This window comes from Paraburkholderia sp. BR10923 (assembly GCF_040948765.1).
In the GTDB taxonomy this organism is placed as follows: Bacteria; Pseudomonadota; Gammaproteobacteria; order Burkholderiales; family Burkholderiaceae; genus Paraburkholderia; species Paraburkholderia youngii.
This window is the reverse complement of record NZ_JBFPKO010000008.1, coordinates 49,999-66,358: the sequence shown is the minus strand read 5'-3', so window position 1 is coordinate 66,358 and position 16,360 is coordinate 49,999. Positions and strand designations below refer to the sequence as shown.

Here is a 16,360-nt window from a genome sequence, read left to right as displayed (position 1 = left end):
ACTGCTGCACGGTGCACAACGTGGAACAACACGCGGAGCCTTTCAATGGCAGTGTCGAGCAGCATCGGACGACGGGTCGGAAAAATCCTTGCATGGCTGCTGGCGGTGCTCGTCATCCTGATCGTTGCGCTCGTCATCTTCATCCTGACCTTCGACTGGAACCGCGCGCGGCCTTACATCGACGACAAGGTCAGCCAGGCGATCGGCAGGCCGTTCGCGATCAACGGCGATCTGAAGGTGGGCTGGCGTCATGCGGTCGGCGAAACCGGCTGGCGCGGCTGGGTGCCCTGGCCGCGCTTTTCGGCCGCCAACATCACGATCGGCAATCCCGACTGGGCCAAACAGCCGCAGTTCGCGACGCTCGACGAAATCGACTTCGAAGTCGAGGTGCTGCCGCTCCTCGCGCACGACATCGTGATTCCGGCGATCAACCTCGTGAATCCATCGGTCGATCTCGAACGTCTTGTAGACGGCCGCAATAACTGGACCTTCAAACTGCCTTCATCGACCGGGCCATCCGAGTGGAAGCTCGATCTGCACGATATCGCGTTCGCGAAGGGCAATATCGCGCTCTCGGATCAGCAGAAGAAGGTCGAGGTGCAGATGGTCGTCGATACGCTCGGGCAGCCGATCCCGATCGGCGACGCGCTGAAGCAGCAGGAGGCGGCCTCGCGCAGCGCGTCGGCGCAGGCGATCGGCCGCGCGGGTGCGAGCCAGCTTGCCGCGCAGGCCGAAGCGCAGGCGGCCTCGGCGGCGAAGGCGGCTTCCGAAGCGGCAGCTTCTGAGGCACAGACGCCGGCACAGGCGTCGGCAGCCTCGGGCCCGGCTGCAACATCAGGCGCGCCCGCGACTTCCGGCGCGCTCGCGACGAGCGGCGCCGCCGCGCCAGGTGGTGAAACCGCCAGTGAGAGCGCCAGCACGCCTGCGGCCGTCTCGGCCGCGAGCGGCACCGCACCCGGCGCGCCACGCGCGACGCCGCTCTATGCGATCGCCTGGACCGTCAAGGGCATCTACAACCGCACGCCGCTGTCGGGCAGCGGCAAGCTCGGCGGCGTGCTCGCGCTGCAGGACGCGAACCGGCCGTTCCCGGTGCAGGCCGACGTCAAAGCCGGCGACCTGCATATCGCCTTCGTCGGCACGGTCACCGATCCGGCGCATCTCGCGGCGCTCGATCTGCGTCTCTGGCTGCAAGGCAACAGCATGGCCCGGCTATATTCGCTGACGGGGGTGACCCTGCCCGAGACCCCGCCATACGCGACCGAGGGCCATCTGATCGGCCGGTTCAAATCGAGCGGCAACGTGTTCACGTATGAAAACTTTACAGGCCGGGTCGGCGGCAGCGATCTGAACGGTTCGTTGACCTATACCGGCCGCCAGCCGCGTCCGCTGCTGAAAGGCGAACTCGAGTCGCATCTGTTGCAATTCTCGGATCTCGCGCCGGTGATCGGCGCCGATTCGAACGCGAGCAAGGCGAAGCGCGGCGGCGCTGCCGCGCAGCCGAGCAACCGCGCGCTGCCGGTCGAGGAGTTCCGCACCGACCGCTGGAAGGCGATCGACGCCGACGTCAAGTTCACCGGCCGGCGCATCATCAAGAACGCGAATCTGCCGATCACGGATCTGTACACGCATGTCGTGATGACCGACGGCGTGCTGTCGCTCGTGCCGCTCAAGTTCGGCGTCGCGGGCGGCTCGCTCGCGTCGGACATTTATCTCGATGGCAGCGGGGCGCCGTTGAAGGGGCGCTTCGCGATGTCGGCGCGGCATCTGAAGCTCAAGCAATTGTTCCCGAACTTCAAGACGATGCAGAGCGCGCTCGGCGAGATCAACGGCGACGCGTCGCTGTCCGCGACCGGCAACTCTCCGGCGGCGCTCGCCGCGACTTCGAACGGCGAGCTGAAGGCGCTCGTGAGCGAGGGCACCGTGAGCCGTCTGCTGATGGAGGCGGCCGGCCTGAACGTCGCGAACGTCGTCTATGAAAAGCTGTTCGGCAATCGCGACGTGAAGATCAACTGCGCGGCCGCCGATTTCGTCGCGACCGACGGCGTGCTCGAAGCGCGCGTGTTCGCGCTCGATACCGACGACGCGGTGATCAACATCGACGGTCACATCAATCTGCGCGACGAAACGATGGACCTCGGCGTGCATCCGCATACGAAGGGCTTCCGGGTCTTTTCGCTGCGCTCGCCGCTGTACGTGAAGGGCACCTTCAAGGACCCGCACGTCGGTGTCAATGCGGCCGCGCTTGCGCTGCGTGGCGGCGCGGCGGTCGGGCTCGGGCTGATCAATCCGTTCGCGGCGCTGATCCCGCTGCTCGCGCCGAGCAACAACAAGCCGCTGCCGTGCACGCAATTGCTCGCGCAGGTGCGGCAGATGCCGAACGCGCCGGCGCCGGGCGTGAAGCAACAGCCGAAGGCGCCGATGTCGCTGGAGGGCGCGCCGGTCAACAAGTCCTCGGGCGGCGCGTCGTCGCCGGCCGCGACGGATCGCAATCGCAAGCCCGCGACGCAGTCGCCGGCGAGCGCGGCCGACTACAAGGGCAGCTGATGTTGTCGGGCTTGCCTGTGGACTGGTTGAACTGGGGCCTTGGTGGCGGCCTGTGCGTGATCTTTCTGTGGCTGATCAGCGTGCCGCCCGCGCGCGAGCGCGTCGATGATGCAATGGCCGAATGAATGGCAGGGTGCCGCGCGCGCAACTGCGCGCGGTCGCCGTCGAAGCCCGTGTTTCAATGCAATGAAGCGAACTGGAAAGCAACGCAGCGCGCCACCGAAGACGCCAGCGATGGGTGACGACATCGGCTGTCGAAACCGCGGATGAATGACGACGAAACGAGCTGTCAGCAACCCTGAACTTCAGGGTCTCTGAGCGGCGCTATCGGAGAGAGCGCGGTGTTGCATCGCCCGACGCATCCTGGCGACGCACGCCGCGGCGAGTACCGATCCGCGTCGCGCCGAACTCCGTCAGAATCTTGCCGCGCGCACGACTCGCGAACACGAGGAAGCCAAAGCCGTCGGCCTCGTACCAGTAGCCGCCGTTCTCGAGACCATCGAGCGGTTGCTCCAGTGCGTTGGTAATGGATTCGATGCAGCGCCGCCGCAATTCGGCTGGTGCGGGGTAGGGCGGCTGCGCGCCGCGCACACTGCATAGAAGCACGTCGAGTCCGGGCAGTACGTGTGCATAGAGCACCGGTTCGTCCTGCGCGCGAGCCCGCGCAATCTTGGTGTCGAGTTGACCGAACGGCTTGAAATGCCGCAGAACCGCGAGGAACGACTCGTCGCCGTCCACCTTCGCGCGTCTACGCTTTTTCGGGAAGGACATAAAAATTCGCCTGAAAAAGAATTGCAAGAAACGCTGCGTCCTCATGCGACCACTCCCGGCTTTCGCGCGCCGCACGTCGATCTTTTATAGCATACGACAAGGCCGGATTCACGATGATTCGACGTTGCTGCATCGCTCCACCGCTCCCGCACGAATCATGCCGAACCGCCTCGCCGCGCGCATTCGCATCCCAGCACACCTTGTCTCCATCATAGACGCAGGCGGCGCGGAAAAAACATCCCATCCCAATAAAAAAGTCATTTTTGTGTGGTCGAGCGCTTGCAGGCGCGCCGTTGAAATATCTCTGGTTCACGTCGATAATGGCCCGTCCGGCCGCGCGGCGCCCGCCTTACAGGGCGCCACGGGTGCGCGAGCCCCGCCGTTCGAGTGACAGCCTGAACCACAGCCTGAACGCCCTGACGGAACCATGAAACTATTCACCAAAGGCCTGCTGCTGATCGCGATACCGAGCGTGGTCGAACTTGCGCTGCTCGGGGTCGTCTTCGACACCCAGGAGCGCACCGCGCAGGCCGCGCGATGGGTCGACAACAGCAAGCAGATCCTCTACGAGTCGTCGGCCATCGTCGACCCGCTGCTGCGCCAGGCCGCGCGCGTGCGCACCGCGATGGTGACGGGCGATGCGTCGCTGATCGACCGCCACGCGGTGTGGGTCGAACTGAACGACCGGCTCGCGAAGCTCGATGCGCTCGTCGCCGAAACACCGGCCCAGGCCGAGCGCGTACGCAGCATGCGGCGCGCGATCGGCGCGTATCGCGAACAGAGTGTCGCGATCTCGCAGGCTTTGCACGAGGGGCGCAGTCTACGCCGCTATATCGCGCTCGAAACCGGCGAGTTGCCGGAGCAGATCGCCGTGTTCCGCGAGGAGTTGGCCCAGTTCGACGCGGCGGCGTCGGTACTCGATGCCGAGCGCTCGAGCGCGCTCGGCGAGCGTCGTGACCTTCAGCAGCGCGCGCTGATCGCCGCGGCATTCGGCTCGATGCTGATCTGGGCGGTCACCGCCTTCGTGTTCGCGCGCGGCATCGGCCAGCGCCTCGAAGTGCTGACCGATAACGCCGAGCGGCTCGGCAGCGGCCGGCCGCTCGCGGCGCCGTTGTCGGGCAGCGACGAAATCGCCGCGCTCGACTCGGTGCTGCATCAGACCGATACGCGTCTGCGCGAGGCGGAAGCCGGGCAGCAGGCCCTGAAGACCGAGCTCGAAGCACGCGCGCGCGAACTGACGGCCGTCAATGAGGAATTGCGCCAGGAAACGCAGGACAACGAGATGTTCATCTACAGCGTGTCGCATGATCTGCGCTCGCCGCTCGTGAATCTGCAAGGGTTTTCGAAGGAGCTGCACGTATCGTGCGACGAACTCGACGGCCTCGTCGGGCGGGCTCGCCTGCCTGTGATCGAAGCGCGGTGCATGACGCAGATTCTGAATGGCGACATGCGCGAGTCGTTGCACTATTTGCGCACGGCTGTTGCGCGCGCGGCGGCGATCATCGACGCGCTGTTGCGCATCTCGCGCGCGGGACGGCTCGAATACCAGTGGCAGCGGGTCAGCGTCGGGCGCGCGGTGGCGCGGGTCGTCGATGGACTGCAAGGCACGATCGACCAGCGCGCCGCGAGCGTCACGGTGCGCGAGCTGCCGCCCGCATGGGGCGATCCGGCGGCGGTCGAACAGATCTTCAGCAACCTGATCGGCAATGCGCTGACTTTTCTCGATCCGGCGCGCCGCGGGCGCATCGAGGTCGGCGCGCTGGCGCCCGAACCCGTCGATGAAAGCGAGCCGCGCGCGGTCCGTATGCGCACCTATTACGTCCGCGATAATGGGCTAGGCATTCCGGCCGCGTATCTATCGAAGGTGTTTCGCGCGTTCCAGCGTCTGCATGCAGACGTCGCTAGCGGCGAGGGGATCGGCCTCGCGGTGGTGCGGCGCACGGTCGAGCGGCACGGCGGGCGGGTCTGGGTCGAATCGGCCGAGGGCGCCGGTTCGACTTTTTTCGTGGTGCTGCCCGAGCAGCCCGTGCGCTTCTGAGCGTTGCGCATGCCGGCGCGGACATGGATGACGAATCGTTGGCACGCAGAGCCTATGAATCACGCGCAAACGGCCAGCTTCGTTCTGATCGAAGACGACGACGGCCACGCAACGCTCGTCGAGCGGAATCTGCGCCGCGCCGGCGCGAATCCGCTCGCTGCTACGAACCCGGTTGCAACGTCTGCGTCCGCAAGCCGGTCGAATACGATACGTTCATCGAGGCCGTGCGCCGGCTGGGCTTTTTTCTGCAAGTGGTCGAGCTGCCGCCGGCGCATCGGCTCGAGCCGGCCTGAAGGCGACCGAAAGCCGTTCATGACAACATAAGCACTGACCTTAGCCACAGAGCATCCGCATGACCGAAGAAGTGTCCAAGCCGCAAGCCGCTTATGTGCTCGTTGTCGATGACGACGAGGGCATCCTGCGGCTCGCGCGCAAGTCGCTCGAACGCGCCGGCTGCCGGGTGGCGATCTGCGCCGGTGTCGAGGCGGCCCGCGAGCGGCTCGCGAGCGGCGGCCTCGATCTGCTGGTGCTCGACTATCAGTTGAACGGGCCGGAGACCGGGCTCGATTTCTTTCGGCGCCTGCGCGCGGAGGGCGTGCGCATTCCGGCGATTCTCGTGACCGGCTTCACCGACGAGTCGCGCGTGATCGAAGCGCTGCGCGCGGGCGTGTCCGACGTGGTGCCGAAGTCCGGCGACTATCTCGACTATCTGCCGGAGGCCGTGGAGCGCGTGCTGTCGCAGGTGCGGCTGCAACGCGCGTCCGACGAAGCGCTGCTGCTGCGCGATCGCGAACTGCATTACCGCACGCTGTCGGAGACGTTGCCGCATCTGGTGCTGACCTGCGACGCAGCCGGCGATTGCGACTTCCTGTCGAAGCAATGGTACGACTACACCGGCTTGCCCGAATCCAGCTCGCATGGTCTTGCGTGGCTCGACGCCGTGCATCCCGACGATCGCGAGCAGATCCGGCAAAGCTGGCTCAAGGCCGTGGCGAGCCGCAACGGCGACTATCGGCACGAGATGCGGATTCGCCGCCACGACGGCCAGTACCGCTGGTTCGACGTGCGCGTGGTCGCGATGCGCGATGCCGAAGGCAACGTCAGCAAATGGTTCGGCAGTTGCACCGACATTCACTCGCAGCGCGAGGCGATCGAGGAGCGCGAGCGGCTGCTCGAGTCCGAGCAGGCCGCGCGCCAGGCCGCCGAAGAAGCGAACCGCGCGAAGGACCGTTTTCTCGCGATGCTGTCGCACGAATTGCGCACGCCGCTCACTCCGGTGCTGGCGGGCGCGAGCGTGCTCGAGATGATTGCCGATCTGCCCGAGCAGGCGCGCGCGAGCGTGCGGATGATCCGCCGCAACGTCGAGCTGGAGGCACGGCTGATCGACGATCTGCTCGATCTGACGCGCGTCGCGAACGGCAAGCTGCGGCTGTCGCTGGAAACCGTCGACGTGCACGACGTGATCGACAGCGTGCTCGAACTCTTTCGCAGCGAAATCCAGGTCAAGCAGCAGGATGTGCATGTCGACAAGCGCGCGAAACATCACTACGTGCTCGCCGATCGCGCGCGTCTGCAACAGATGCTGTGGAACCTGATTCGCAATGCCGCCAAGTTCACGCCGGACGGCGGCCATATCTATGTACGCACGCGCGACGAACGCATGCAGGTGCAGATCTCGGTCGAAGACACCGGCATCGGCATCGAGCCGGAGCAGATCGGCAAGCTGTTCAACGCGTTCGAGCAGGGCGACCAGAGTATGACGCGGCAATTCGGCGGGCTGGGGCTCGGTCTCGCGATCACGAAGGCGCTGACCGACGTGCACGGCGGCACCGTGACCGCGCAGAGTCCCGGTCCGCATTGCGGCGCGACCTTCACGATCACGCTGCCGACCGCGGCCGCGCCGACCGCCGCGCCGCCGGTCATCGTGCCGAGCACCGTGCAGCCGGCGAGTTCGCTGACCGTGCTGCTGATCGAGGATCATGCCGATACCGCCGACGTGATGGCCCAATTGATGCACGGCTTGGGTCATCAGGTGACGGTGGTCGGGCGCATCGACGATGCGCTTGCGGCGACGCAGCTGCAGAACTTCGATCTGGTTGTCAGCGATGTTGGGTTGCCCGATGGCACCGGCCTCGATTTCATCGAGGCGTTTCGCGAACATTCCGATGTGCCAGCCGTCGCGTTGACCGGCTTCGGCACCGACGAGGACGTGCGCCGTTGTTTGGGTGCGGGCTTTACATCGCATCTGACGAAGCCTGTCAATTTCGGCCAGCTCGAAGCGATGATCGAAAGCGCCGCGCAATTGAAGGCGCAAAAGAATGCGTGAGGCTCTATAAAGGGCAGTGTGCTGAAAGCAAAGTGAAAAGACAAAGGCCTGTTGCGAAGTCAATCGCAACAGGCCTTTTCATTTCACGGGCTCAGGTATTTGAAACCGGGCTTTATTTAACAATTAACGCTGCTGGTTTTGCAGCGAATCGCGGATCTCGCGCAGCAGCAGCACGTCTTCCGGCGTCGGCGGCGGTTCCGCCGGAGCAGCTTGCGGCTCCTTGCGCAGTTTGTTGATGAACTTGACCATCAGAAAGATGATGAACGCGAGAATGATGAAGTTGATCGTCGCGGTAATGAACGAGCCGTAACCGAATACCGCCACGCCGGCCGTCTGCAGGTCTTTATACGATTCGGGGTTGCCTTTGTAAGTCGCTGGAATATGGCCGAGGCGAACGAACAGATTGGAGAAATCGAAGCCGCCGGTAGCGAGCCCGACGACCGGCATGATCAGGTCTTTAACCACGGAATTGACAATGGTGGAAAATGCGCCGCCGATAATCACACCGACCGCCAGATCCATCACATTGCCTTTGAGGGCAAATTCTTTAAATTCCTGGATCATGCTCATACACACACCTCCCTGATATGAATAGCCGAATCATACCAACCTGAAGCGGATAGGCTAGTGCTTTGGCCCCGACGCAACAAGTGCATTCGCCGCGTGTCGTTAATGAGGAAACTGTGACTCGCTATGACGCGCACGCTCCAGATGCGCGGCAAAACTGACCGGGTCGATGTTCGCGCCGCACAGCAGCACGCCCACACGTTTGCCCTGCAACTGTTCGCGCAACGGTCCGAGCAGTGCTGCGGTGGCGGCCGCGCAAGCCGGCTCCACCGCGAGCTTCAGCTGATTGAACAGGATCAGCATCGCTTCGCGCAACTGATCGTCGGACACTGTCACGAGCCGATCGATATGGCGGCGGCACAACTCGTAGCTGTATTGCTCGGTATGCGGCGACATCAGCGAATCGGCGATGCTGTACATATGGCCCATTCTGACCGTATGGTTGGCGGCAAAACTCTTGCTCATCACATCGGAGCCTTCGGGTTCGACGCCGAACACGTGTATGTTCGGATTCGCGAGGCGCAGCGCGGTGGAGACGCCGGCCGCGAGGCCGCCGCCGCCGATCGGCACGATCACCGCTTCGAGGTCGGGTGTTTGCGTCGCCCATTCGTAGCCGAGCGTCGCCGAGCCGAGCACCGTGCGATAACCGTTGAACGGATGCACGAAATAACGGCCTTCCTCGGCCTCGATGCGTCGCACCAGTTCGAACGCTTCGGCGAGATCTTCCGCATAGACGATGTCGGCGCCGTATGCACGGCACAACGCGACGCGCGCCGGATTCGCCGCGCTGAACAGCACGACCTTCGCGCTGACGCCGAGCCGCATCGCCGCATAGGCGACCGCCACCGCGTGATTGCCGCCTGACACGCAGGTCACGCCCGCGCTCTTCTGCGCGTCGTCGAGCGCGAGCAGGTTCGTAAAGGCGCCGCGCGCCTTGAAGCTGCCACCCGCCTGCAAGAGCTCGAACTTGAAATTGACGACGGTGCCGCGCAGCGACGAGAAGTCGAGCCGGTCGAACACCGGCGTGCGCGCGACCCACGGCGTCAATGCGAAATGCTGCGCGGCGATGTCGTCGAGCGTGGGGATCGGCTCGCCGTCGATCGTGTGATCCGTGTGCTGCTGCATGGCGCTGGACATGGCGGTCGCTCCGGAGTCGTCGATGTCGCTCAGACCCGTGGCGCGGCGCGCAGGTTCACCGCGGCTGCGCGCCGCTGCAACGAGACGGGCTAAGCGGCCTCGACCGACATGCTGTGAATGAACTTGCGCAGGAAGCGCTCGCACGCGACGAGCTGCTCGAGCTCGACGAATTCGTTCGCCTTGTGCGCCTGCTGGATATCGCCGGGGCCGCAGACGATGCTCGGAATCCCCGCGTTCGAGAAGAGGCCTGCCTCGGTGCCGTACGCGACCTTACGCTTGTCCTGGTCGGCCGTCAGCGCGCGCACGAGTTGCGTGATCGCGGCCTGTTCAGACGAATCCAGTCCGGGCGCCGCGGCGATCTTCGTGATCTCGATCGCGGCCGCCGGATGCTCGCGCAGCATTTTCGGCAGCAGCGTTTCGCGCGCGTAGCTGTCGATGCGCGCGAAGATCTGCTCGGGATCGAGCGTCGGCAGATTGCGGAATTCGAACTGGAACTGGCATTCGGCCGGCACCGTGTTGATCGCGTTGCCGCCCGTGATCGTGCTGGTCTGCGCGGTGCTGAACGGCACGTCGTACAGTTCGTCGAACGGGCCTTGCGCGCGGAACTGGTCGGCCATGTCGCGGATGTGGCAGATCAGGCGCGCCGCGTACTCGATCGCGTTCAAGCCCTTCGGCGTCAGCGACGAATGCGCGGCCTGGCCTCGCACGCAGCAGTGATACGCGTTGATGCCCTTGTGCGCGATGATCGGGCGCATGCTGGTCGGCTCGCCGACGATACAGCCGTCCGGCTTCACGCCGCGCTTCATCAGATCGGCGATCATCAGCGGCGCGCCGACGCAGCCAACTTCCTCGTCGAATGACAGCGCGAAGTGGATCGGTTTCGCGAGCCTGGTACGCTGCATCTCGGGCACGAGCGCGAGCGCCGCGCCGATGAAACCCTTCATGTCGCAGGTGCCGCGGCCGTAGAGCTTGTCACCGCGAATCTCGGGCTTGAACGGATCGCTGTCCCATTGCTGGCCATCCACTGGCACGACGTCCGTATGGCCCGACAGCACGACGCCGCCGTTCGTTTCGCCATCGTGCGCGGGAATCGTCGCGAACAGGTTCGCCCATTTGCCGCCCTTGCCGTGCGTCAGCGTCGCGTCGATACCGACCGCGCGCAGTTCGTCGCGTACGGTTTCGATCAGGCCGAGATTCGGATTGCGGCTCACCGTGTCCATCGACACGAGACGGGTGACCCAGGGCAGAGATACCGGAGAAGCGGGAGAAGCGGAGGAGGCGGGCGACTGCGACGATTGCGCTGTTTCAGCGACGTGAGACATGACATGACTCCATCATTTTGTGTCTATCGATCATATCCCATATTGCATTTTGGTAAGGTGGCCAAAACGCCCGGCGCGCGTTGGCGCAGCGCAGCATCGATGCAAAAAACGGGGGACGTCCCCCCGTTTTTTTTGCTAGTTCAGGACCCTCAGCGCGCGGGCGCCGGCGCGGTGCCGCGGCTCGGCGAACCGAGCGCGCGCAAGGTCTCCTTGACGGTCGCGACGCGCACCGCGAGATCCGGGCTGCGCGTTTCGATACGCAGCTTGTCCTGGCCCGCGAGCTTGATGTGCTTGTGCTTCTGCACCATCTCGATGATCCGCATCGCGTCGACGGGCGGATTTGGGATGAACTGCAGGCCGATCACCGCTTCGCCGGCATCGATCTTCGAAATGCCGAGCGGTTTGGCGGCGAGCCGCAGACGATGCGTCTCCACCAGCGCATGCGCCTGCGGCGGCAGCTTGCCGAAGCGGTCGATCAGCTCCTCCTGGATACCGTCGATCGAATCGCTGTGTTCGCAGTTCGCGAGGCGCTTGTACAGCGACAGACGTTCCTGCACGTCGCCGCAATAATCCGACGGCAGGATCGCCGGCGAATGCAGGTTGATCTCGGTGGTCGCCGCGAGCGGCGCGGTGAGGTCCGGTTCCTTGCCGTTCTTCAGCGCCTTCACCGCGTCATTGAGCATGTCGGTATAAAGCTGGAAGCCGATCTCGTGAATCTCGCCCGACTGCTTGTCGCCGAGCACCTCGCCGGTGCCGCGAATCTCGAGGTCGTGCATCGCGAGATAGAAGCCCGAGCCGAGTTCCTCCATCTGCTGGATCGCTTCGAGCCGTCGTTGCGCCTGCTTGGTGAGCCCCTGCGGATCATGCACGAGCAGATATGAATATGCCTGGTGATGCGAGCGGCCGACGCGGCCCCGCAACTGATGCAATTGCGCGAGACCGAACTTGTCGGAACGATGGATCAGGATCGTGTTCGCGCTCGGCACGTCGATGCCGGTTTCGATGATCGTCGTGCACAGCAGCACATTCGCGCGTTGCGCGACGAAGTCGCGCATCACGCGTTCCAGTTCGCGCTCGTGCATCTGCCCATGCGCGACCGCGATGCGCGCTTCGGGCACGAGTGCTTCGAGCATCTGCCGGCGGTTCTCGATCGTCTCGACTTCGTTGTGCAGGAAGTAGACCTGGCCGCCGCGCTTCAACTCGCGCAGCATCGCTTCGCGAATCACGCTGTCTTCCTCGCGCCGCACGAAGGTCTTGATCGCAAGGCGCTTTTGCGGCGCCGTGGCGATCACCGAGAAATCGCGCAGGCCTTCGAGCGCCATGCCGAGCGTGCGCGGAATCGGCGTCGCGGTCAGCGTAAGCACGTCGACTTCAGCGCGCAGCGCCTTCAGCGCTTCCTTCTGACGCACGCCGAAGCGATGCTCCTCGTCGATGATCACGAGCCCGAGCCGCTTGAACTGCACATCCGACGACAGCAGCTTGTGCGTGCCGATCACGATGTCGACCGAACCTTCGTTGATCTGCTGGATCGCCGCGTTCACTTCCTTGGTCGACTTGAAGCGCGACAGCTCGGCGATGCGCACCGGCCAGTCGGAGAAGCGGTCACTGAAGGTTTGCGTGTGCTGTTCGGCGAGCAGCGTGGTGGGCGACAGCAGCGCGACCTGCTTGCCGCCCATCACCGCGATGAACGCCGCGCGCAACGCGACCTCGGTCTTGCCGAAGCCGACGTCGCCGCACACGAGCCGGTCCATCGGCTTGCCGCCCGTCATGTCCCCGATCACGGCCGCGATCGCGGCGGCCTGGTCCGGCGTCTCCTCGAAACCGAAGCTCTCGGCGAACTTCACATAGTCCTTTGGTTCGAGCGCGAACGCGTGGCCTTCGCGGGCGGCGCGGCGCGCGTACAGGTTGAGCAGTTCGGCGGCGGTATCGCGGATCTGCTGCGCGGCCTTGCGCTTGGCCTTTTCCCACTGGCCCGAACCCAGCGAATGCAGCGGCGCGCTTTCCGGATCGGCGCCGCTGTAGCGCGAGATCACGTGCAATTGCGCGACCGGCACGTAGAGCTTGCTGTCGCCCGCGTATTCGAGGTGCAGGAACTCGGTCTCGCCTTCGCCGAGGTCCATCGTGACCAGACCCATGTAGCGGCCGATGCCGTGCTGCGAATGGACGACCGGATCGCCGACCTTCAGCTCGGACAGATCGCGCACCATCGAATCGACGTTGCTCGCCTGTTCCTGGCGGCGGCGCCCCGCGCGGCGCGCGAGCGGTCCGTACAGCTCGGTTTCGGTGATGATCGCGATGCCGTCGCCCGGAATCGCGAAGCCGTTCGCGAGCGGCGCGACGCCGAGCGAGAACGGCGCATCGCTCTTGAGCCAGTCGGCGAAGCTGTCGGCCGAGGCGGGCTTCAGCTGATTGTCGGCGAGCAGTTGCAGCAGCGTCTCGCGACGGCCCGCCGATTCGGCGGCGAACAGCACGCGGTTCGGCGTCGTGCTCAGATACGCGCGCAGTGCCGAGACGGGGTCGTCGGCGTGACGGTCGATCGCGAGGTTCGGCAGAGCGATCGACCAGGCGCCGCCGCCGTTGGTGGGCAGCACGAGCCGAGCGAACGGTTTCGCGAACGTGAAGAAATCTTCGTCCGACAGGAACAGCTTCTGCGGTTCGAGGATCGGCCGGTCGCGGTCGTGCGACAGGAAGTTGAAGCGCTGTTTCGTGTCGTTCGTGAAGCGCCGGATCGCCGCGTCCAGATCGCCGACGAACGCGAGCTGGGAACCGTCGGGCAGGTAATGGAAGAGGGTGGCCGTTTCCTCGAAGAACAGCGGCAGATAGTATTCGATGCCCGCCGACGGCACGCCGTTGCCGATGTCTTTATAGATCGATGCGCGGCTCGGATCGCCCTCGAAGGTCTCACGCCAGCGGCTGCGGAATGCGGTGCGCGCGGCTTCGTCGAACGGGAATTCGCGGCCCGGCAGCAGGCGCACGTCCTTGACCGGATAGAGGCTGCGCTGCGTGTCGGGGTCGAATGCGCGGATCGAGTCCACCTGGTCATCGAACAGGTCGATCCGGTAGGGCAGCGGGGAGCCCATCGGGAACAGATCGAGCAGCGAGCCGCGCACGCAGTATTCGCCGGGACGCACGACCTGGCTCACGTGCTCGTAGCCGGCGAGCGTCAGCTGCGCCTTCAGCTTCGCTTCGTCGAGCCGTTCGCCCTGCGAGAACGAGAACGTGTAGGCGGCGAGGAACGACGCGGGCGGCATCCGGTACAAGGCCGTCGTGGCCGGCACCAGCAGGATGTCGCAGCGGCCTTCGCCGAGATCGTGCAGCGTCGCGAGACGCTCGGACACGAGGTCCTGATGCGGCGAAAACGTGTCGTAAGGCAGGGTCTCCCAGTCGGGCAAGAGGCGCACGCGCGCGTCGGGCGCGAAGAAGCCGATTTCCTGCGACAGCCGCTGCGCGTCGACCGCGCTTTCGCAGACCACCGCCAGCAGCGGCATCTTCTCGCGATAGCTGAGGTGGTAGCGGGCGATCAGCAGCGCGTCGGACGAACCGCGCGTGCCGTCGAAGGCGAAACGCTGGCCGGCCTTGACGAGCGCGACAGGCGAGGAGGACTGCGAGATTGCGGCGATGTCTGGCATAAAGGAGAGAAAGCGGCTCGGGGCTCACACGACGGCCAAGTTTACGCGTCCACGGGCGTGAATGCGAAGGACGTATTATAAAATCCGTCCTTTACTTTGACCTGGCGGCATCCGCACTCGTGACTTCCCGTCTCTTCGCCCTGATCCCGTGCGCAGGCACCGGCAGCCGTTCCGGCGCCGCGATGCCCAAGCAATACCGCACTGTCGCCGGCCGCGACATGCTGCATTACTCGCTCGCCGCGTTCGACGCGTGCAGCGAATTCACGCAGACGCTGGTCGTCATCGCACCCGACGACCAGCACTTCGACGCGCGCCGCTTCGGCAATCTGCGTTTCGCGGTGCGGCGCGTGGGCGGCGCGTCGCGCCAGGAGTCGGTGCTCAACGGTCTGCACGCGCTCGCCGAGTTCGGCGCCCACGACGACGATTGGGTGCTCGTGCACGACGCAGCCCGGCCCGGCATCACGCCGGCGCTGATCCGCACGCTGATCGGAACGCTCAAGGACGACGCGGTCGGCGGCATCATGGCGCTGCCGGTCGCCGATACGTTAAAGCGTATCGATCGCACGTCGACCGATGGCCGCATCGCCCGTACCGAGGCACGCGACGGCTTGTGGCAGGCGCAGACGCCGCAGATGTTCCGCATCGGCATGCTGCGCGAGGCGATCCTGCGTGCGCAGGCCGACGGCCACGATCTGACCGACGAGGCGAGCGCGATCGAATGGTCGGGGCATGCGCCGAAGCTCGTGCAAGGCAGTCTGCGCAATTTCAAGGTCACGTATCCGGAAGATTTCGATCTGGCCGAGGCGATTCTGAGCCGCGCCGCCGGTTCGTGATACTTCGTATTTGCTCAATAGAAAGATTTGGAAAGGCTTTAAAGAAGCTTTAAACGCTTCAGCACTTGAGGATGTGACGCATATGGATTTCAGAATTGGGCAAGGCTACGACGTGCATGCGCTGGTGCCGGGACGCGCGTTGATCATCGGCGGCGTGACGATTCCGTACGAGCGCGGGCTGCTCGGTCACTCGGACGCGGACGTGCTGCTGCACGCGATCACCGACGCGCTGTTCGGCGCGGCCGCGCTGGGCGATATCGGCCGCCACTTCTCCGATACCGACGCGAAGTTCGCCGGCGCCGACAGCCGCGTGCTGCTGCGCGAATGCGTGGCGCGCGTGAAGGCGGCGGGCTTCGCGATCGGCAACGTCGACAGCAGCGTGATCGCGCAGGCGCCGAAGCTCGCGCCGCATATCGAAGGGATGCGCGCGAATATCGCGGCGGACCTCGGCCTGCCGATCGAGCGTGTGAACGTCAAGGCGAAGACGAACGAGAAGCTCGGTTATCTCGGCCGCGGCGAGGGCATCGAGGCGCAGGCCGCGGTGTTGCTGGTCAGGAACTGAGCGGGCTTTGGTTTGCGTGACCGGCGGTGCCGCTTACAGCGTCGCGCCGCCGATCGTCCGATTACTCGGACACAGTTCGTCCGTTTGCAGGCCGTCGAGGATGCGCAGCACTTCCTGGGGGTTACGGCCCACGTATAGATTGTTGACCGACACGTGCTGGATCGTGTTGTCCGGATCGACGATATAGGTCGCGCGCAGCGCGACGCCCGCTTCCTTGTCGCGCACGCCGAGCTGGTCGATCAGCTCGCCTTTCACGTCGCCGAACGAGTAGTGGTTGAGCCTGTCGAGCGCCTTGTCCTCGCGGCGCCACGCGAGCTTCACATATTCATTGTCGACGCTGCCGCCGAGCAGCACCGCCTCGCGGTCCTCGAACTCCTTGACGAGCTTGCTGAAATCGACGATTTCCGTCGGGCAGATCAGCGAAAAATCCTTCGGATAGAAGTAGATGATTTTCCACTTGCCCGGAAAGGACTGATCGGTGATGTATTCGAACGCCGAGACGCCGTGCTCTTCGGGATGGTTGAAACCCGGTTTCGCGGCAATGACGGTGAACGCTTCGAGTTTGTCGCCAACGGTTTTCATGCAAAGGCTCCTTCGGAAGTCACATAAAGCGGCGTGCTTCGAATCACGA

13 protein-coding genes and 1 pseudogene are annotated in these 16,360 nt (G+C 64.7%); 7 read left to right on the top strand and 7 right to left on the bottom strand.

Going from position 1 to position 16,360, the window contains the following annotated elements; translation table 11 throughout:
* Window positions 1-45: 45 nt before the first annotated feature.
* Both AB3X94_RS16720 and AB3X94_RS16715 read left to right on the top strand, forming a co-directional pair.
* A complete protein-coding gene (locus tag AB3X94_RS16720; RefSeq protein WP_176108621.1) occupies window positions 46-2,544 on the top strand; it encodes an AsmA family protein in 2,499 nt (832 codons plus the stop codon).
* Complete coding sequence (locus AB3X94_RS16715) at window positions 2,544-2,669, top strand: hypothetical protein (RefSeq protein ID WP_013089381.1); 126 nt, start codon at window positions 2,544-2,546, stop codon at window positions 2,667-2,669. Before AB3X94_RS16720 ends, AB3X94_RS16715 begins: the two co-directional genes overlap by 1 nt.
* Window positions 2,670-2,868: 199 nt before the next feature.
* On the opposite strand, the gene AB3X94_RS16710 is transcribed toward AB3X94_RS16715, so the two are convergent.
* Entirely contained in the window at window positions 2,869-3,360 is a 492-nt protein-coding gene (locus AB3X94_RS16710) for a hypothetical protein (RefSeq protein ID WP_013089382.1), read from the bottom strand.
* A complete protein-coding gene (locus AB3X94_RS16705; RefSeq protein WP_157646264.1) occupies window positions 3,293-3,628 on the bottom strand; it encodes a hypothetical protein in 336 nt (111 codons plus the stop codon). Before AB3X94_RS16705 ends, AB3X94_RS16710 begins: the two co-directional genes overlap by 68 nt.
* 114 nt (window positions 3,629-3,742) lie before the next feature.
* On the opposite strand from AB3X94_RS16705, the gene AB3X94_RS16700 reads away from it, so the two are divergent.
* The 3 genes and pseudogenes from AB3X94_RS16700 (at window position 3,743) to AB3X94_RS16690 (ending at window position 7,679) form a co-directional block, all read left to right on the top strand.
* The gene (locus AB3X94_RS16700) at window positions 3,743-5,353 is read left to right on the top strand and encodes an ATP-binding protein (protein ID WP_176108620.1); all 1,611 of its coding nucleotides are present in this window, start codon (window positions 3,743-3,745) and stop codon (window positions 5,351-5,353) included.
* Between the two features lie 54 nt (window positions 5,354-5,407).
* Window positions 5,408-5,646: pseudogene (locus AB3X94_RS16695) on the top strand (hypothetical protein).
* Between the two features lie 59 nt (window positions 5,647-5,705).
* Window positions 5,706-7,679 (top strand): response regulator, encoded by a 1,974-nt coding sequence (locus AB3X94_RS16690; RefSeq protein WP_368612119.1) that lies wholly within the window; start codon window positions 5,706-5,708, stop codon window positions 7,677-7,679.
* Window positions 7,680-7,802: 123 nt separating this feature from the next.
* On the opposite strand, the gene mscL is transcribed toward AB3X94_RS16690, so the two are convergent.
* The 4 genes from mscL to mfd form a co-directional block, all read right to left on the bottom strand.
* Window positions 7,803-8,249 carry a large conductance mechanosensitive channel protein MscL gene (gene mscL, locus AB3X94_RS16685; RefSeq protein WP_176108618.1) on the bottom strand — a complete coding sequence of 149 codons (447 nt, stop codon included), beginning with the start codon at window positions 8,247-8,249 and terminating at the stop codon, window positions 7,803-7,805.
* A 99-nt stretch (window positions 8,250-8,348) separates the two neighbouring features.
* A complete protein-coding gene (locus AB3X94_RS16680; RefSeq protein WP_368612118.1) occupies window positions 8,349-9,383 on the bottom strand; it encodes a threonine/serine dehydratase in 1,035 nt (344 codons plus the stop codon).
* Between the two features lie 89 nt (window positions 9,384-9,472).
* The gene (argE, locus tag AB3X94_RS16675; protein ID WP_176108616.1) at window positions 9,473-10,705 is read right to left on the bottom strand and encodes an acetylornithine deacetylase; all 1,233 of its coding nucleotides are present in this window, start codon (window positions 10,703-10,705) and stop codon (window positions 9,473-9,475) included.
* Between the two features lie 149 nt (window positions 10,706-10,854).
* Entirely contained in the window at window positions 10,855-14,334 is a 3,480-nt protein-coding gene (gene mfd, locus AB3X94_RS16670) for a transcription-repair coupling factor (protein WP_176108615.1), read from the bottom strand.
* Between the two features lie 119 nt (window positions 14,335-14,453).
* On the opposite strand from mfd, the gene ispD reads away from it, so the two are divergent.
* Together ispD and ispF are read left to right on the top strand one after the other, a co-directional pair.
* Window positions 14,454-15,167, top strand: coding sequence for a 2-C-methyl-D-erythritol 4-phosphate cytidylyltransferase (gene ispD / locus AB3X94_RS16665; RefSeq protein WP_368612117.1), 714 nt, complete (start codon window positions 14,454-14,456; stop codon window positions 15,165-15,167).
* 82 nt (window positions 15,168-15,249) lie between these two features.
* Window positions 15,250-15,729 (top strand): 2-C-methyl-D-erythritol 2,4-cyclodiphosphate synthase, encoded by a 480-nt coding sequence (gene ispF / locus AB3X94_RS16660; protein WP_368612116.1) that lies wholly within the window; start codon window positions 15,250-15,252, stop codon window positions 15,727-15,729.
* 33 nt (window positions 15,730-15,762) lie between these two features.
* Here the strand turns inward: ispF and AB3X94_RS16655 are convergent, their stop codons facing one another.
* Entirely contained in the window at window positions 15,763-16,311 is a 549-nt protein-coding gene (locus tag AB3X94_RS16655) for a peroxiredoxin (RefSeq protein ID WP_176108612.1), read from the bottom strand.
* Between the last annotated feature and the right edge of the window lie 49 nt (window positions 16,312-16,360).

What these genes read in the sequence shown, in the direction of transcription:
- AB3X94_RS16720 (WP_176108621.1), top strand. Translation starts at nt 46, where the DNA reads ATGGCAGTGTCGAGCAGCATCGGACGACGGGTCGGAAAAATCCTTGCA.
- AB3X94_RS16715 (WP_013089381.1), top strand. Translation starts at nt 2,544, where the DNA reads ATGTTGTCGGGCTTGCCTGTGGACTGGTTGAACTGGGGCCTTGGTGGC.
- AB3X94_RS16710 (WP_013089382.1), bottom strand. Translation starts at nt 3,360, where the DNA reads ATGAGGACGCAGCGTTTCTTGCAATTCTTTTTCAGGCGAATTTTTATG.
- AB3X94_RS16700 (WP_176108620.1), top strand. Translation starts at nt 3,743, where the DNA reads ATGAAACTATTCACCAAAGGCCTGCTGCTGATCGCGATACCGAGCGTG.
- AB3X94_RS16690 (WP_368612119.1), top strand. Translation starts at nt 5,706, where the DNA reads ATGACCGAAGAAGTGTCCAAGCCGCAAGCCGCTTATGTGCTCGTTGTC.
- mscL (WP_176108618.1), bottom strand. Translation starts at nt 8,249, where the DNA reads ATGAGCATGATCCAGGAATTTAAAGAATTTGCCCTCAAAGGCAATGTG.
- AB3X94_RS16680 (WP_368612118.1), bottom strand. Translation starts at nt 9,383, where the DNA reads ATGTCCAGCGCCATGCAGCAGCACACGGATCACACGATCGACGGCGAG.
- argE (WP_176108616.1), bottom strand. Translation starts at nt 10,705, where the DNA reads ATGTCTCACGTCGCTGAAACAGCGCAATCGTCGCAGTCGCCCGCCTCC.
- mfd (WP_176108615.1), bottom strand. Translation starts at nt 14,334, where the DNA reads ATGCCAGACATCGCCGCAATCTCGCAGTCCTCCTCGCCTGTCGCGCTC.
- ispF (WP_368612116.1), top strand. Translation starts at nt 15,250, where the DNA reads ATGGATTTCAGAATTGGGCAAGGCTACGACGTGCATGCGCTGGTGCCG.
- AB3X94_RS16655 (WP_176108612.1), bottom strand. Translation starts at nt 16,311, where the DNA reads ATGAAAACCGTTGGCGACAAACTCGAAGCGTTCACCGTCATTGCCGCG.